The following is a 2,981-nucleotide window of genomic DNA, read 5'->3' on the forward strand; positions in this document are numbered from 1 at the left end:
TTGACCGCTCAAACTGAGGTTAAACTTATTTTTGGGTGTGTTAAAGGCAGGAATAATAGGGTCTAAATTGTTTGTTTTATTTAATTGATTGTAAGAATAGTTGATTCCCGCGGTGTAATTTTTGGCAAAGAAATAGTTGGTTCCAATACTCGCACCGGTTGTAGTAACGGCAGTTTCAGCGTTCGTTGCAATTCGATATACTTGTCCGCCACTTATATAATTGATTGAATAATCAATGATTGGGTCAAATCCAATTTTGTATCCAATAAAATCTTGATAATAACTAAAATAGGCACTGGCATCGATGTTTAACTTATTTGAAAACAGAAACGACTTATAGCCCACTTCGATACTTTTTACTTTTTCAGGACGAACGGGGTCTACCCCAAACCACTGAAGTTTTTTCAAGTCTGTGGTAAGACCACTCAGCGCATCGTAGAGAGAAGTCAAAGTAACCATGCTGTCGTAGCCAGTGATGTTACCCAACAAAATGGCCCTACCTACATTGTAATAAAGATATTGGTCGGCTAGTGTGGGGTTTCTTACGCCGGCAGACAAGCTCACGCGGTAATAGGTGATTTTATCGGGGGTGTACACCATCGATGCGGCGGGTGAGAAGATGTAATTGAAGTTTTGATTTTTATCAACCCTCGCGGTGGCATTGATTTTCAGTTTGTTGTTGCTTGAGCGTTGTTCGATACCCGCATAAGCACCATACTCGTGGTTGCGAATTACGCGGCCGTTTGTATCTGAAAAGATGGTTCCCATGGAGTTAGGGCGATACAATCTGCCAGAAAACCCTGCGGTGAGGTTGGTTTTGTCGGCCAATTTGAACTTGTGTTCCCCTTGCACATTGTACAGCGCACTCTTGTCGAAGAAACCACTACCGCCTTCCCCAAAGCTCTTCAGCGAAGTGATGGCATTTTTGAGGGAATCGTAACGCGCTGTGCCCGGTTGGAAGCGATCATATGTATTGGGTTGTTCAAAATGCGGTCTGCCCTGCCAATCATTTTTTTTGTCGGCAAGTCCTGCACATTCTTGGTGCCATTGGGCGAGCAAATCTTGGTTTTTTGCCATTAGGGCATCGAGTTCAGTGAACCAATTTGGGTTCGAGAGCCAATCACCGGTTGGGTAGCCAGGTAGTTTTTTCAATTTGGGAACGAACTGACTTTTCCAGTGTGAGTAGTAATCACCGCCCCACAAATCATCTCGTTTGGCGGCTTTTTGCATGAGCAAGGCAGTGAAAACAGCGTCGTAAGTTCTACCAGCATCTTCATGGGTAGCATATACACGCAGGAATCCATTTTTGTCTTTGTACTCCAATCGATTTTGTAAAAATTTGATATCGCGCAAACTATAACGGTTATCGCCTTGATACACTGTTGTTCCCATTCCGTAATTGACTTGGTATTCGAACTGACGGGCACCATCGGGCTTAGGACGATAGGCGGTCATGAATGACGTTTTAAAATTGTAGGTATTGTAATCTACGATGTCTTTTTCTTCATAGCCTTGGCGGTTGAAGCGCATCAAACCGGGGTAGTCGAATTTTTGGGATCGGGCGGTGGCATCGTTTTCACCAGGTCTGAGAATTTCATCGCCGTAGCGGTTTACGGCATCGTAGCCACCGGGATTGAGTAAATTATTGACACTATCCATAGGTCCGCCTGATTTTACGGCATCCATGTTATCGGCTTCCCAATCATAGGCTTTCATATAGAAAAGGTTGGCTTTCATGGCCCATTTCTCTTGTCCGGGTTTACCACCAAAGGCTTTTGCATAGCGGATGGCGGTCTCTGTGAGTCCGCGCTCGGCCACTTTTTGCTTTACTTGTAGTCCTTGGTATTTGAAAGGGTCTTTGGTTGTCATTGAGATAACTCCGTTGAACGCACCAGGTCCATAGTAAGCGCTGGAGGCACCGACAACAATTTCTTGGTTGATGACATCGAGTTCACTGGCACCTAAAAAATTTCCGAGGGAGAAGTTCAGACCGGGAGATTGGTTGTCGACCCCGTCTATTACTTGCAGCGTTCTCACAGGACTTGTACTGTTAAATCCGCGGGTATTTACGATTCTGAATCCTAAGCTAGCGCTGGTTACATCCACTCCTTTGAGGTGACCGAGGGCTTCATAAAAATCGGAGGCGGGGGTTTCTCTTATGCTTTGAGCGCCCATACTTTCTACGGTGAGGGGAGATTCTTTAAGCTTTTCCTTGAGTCGATTTTGTTTGATTACAACTTCTCCAATTCGATCTACCTTTTTGGGTGAAATAGAATCTTGAGTCTGGGCTTGGGTTTGAAGGATTGAAAATAAGCCAAAAATAATCAGGAGTATTGGTTGTTTCATGGGCAATAAAATGGGTTTAATCGGTGCAATATAGCAAACAAATACAAAATCGGTGGAACTTCTGGTTTCCAAATGAAAATCCTGCCGTGAATTTTCCGTAAACTTGCACCTATATTATGGTAGGTAAGGAAACATTGCTAAAGGCTTGGGATTTGATTTGTACGGCCCGTGCCATGGCAAGCATTTATGAGGAAAATCGACCGATTGCGAAGTATGTTCACAGCACTTCAAAGGGGCATGAGGCGATACAAATTGCTACGGCTTTTCACCTAAAAAATATCGACTATGCCTATCCCTATTATCGGGATGAATCCATGTTGTTGGCGGCAGGAATGCAACCTTACGAATTGATGTTGCAGTTGTTAGCCAAGTGGGACGATCCATTTAGTGGCGGAAGAACTTATTACGCTCACCCTTCGTTGAACCGTCCGGAAATGGTAAAAATGCCACACCAGAGTTCGGCTACGGGGATGCAAACCATTCCAGCAACGGGTGCAGCTCATGGAATTAAATACTTAGAAAGTCAGGGTTTAATTACCAGTGCCGAAAAACCCATCGTACTATGTTCTTTGGGCGATGGCTCGGTGACAGAAGGCGAAGTGGCTGAGGCTTTTCAGATGGCTGTTTTGCATAAA

At 44.4% G+C, this 2,981-nt stretch carries 2 protein-coding genes; one reads left to right on the plus strand and one right to left on the minus strand.

Features of this window, described 5'->3' with window-relative positions; translation table 11 throughout:
- On the minus strand, nt 1-2,346 hold a 2,346-nt coding region (locus ABWO12_RS12265), incomplete at its 3' end, for a TonB-dependent receptor plug domain-containing protein (protein ID WP_353089297.1).
- A 116-nt stretch (nt 2,347-2,462) separates the two neighbouring features.
- Here ABWO12_RS12265 and ABWO12_RS12270 point away from each other — a divergent pair.
- Nucleotides 2,463-2,981: thiamine pyrophosphate-dependent enzyme (locus ABWO12_RS12270; protein WP_353089299.1), on the plus strand; the 519-nt coding region annotated here is incomplete at its 3' end.

The sequence above is a fragment of the Flavobacterium sp. genome, from assembly GCF_040379285.1.
Classification (GTDB): Bacteria; Bacteroidota; Bacteroidia; order Flavobacteriales; family Flavobacteriaceae; genus Flavobacterium.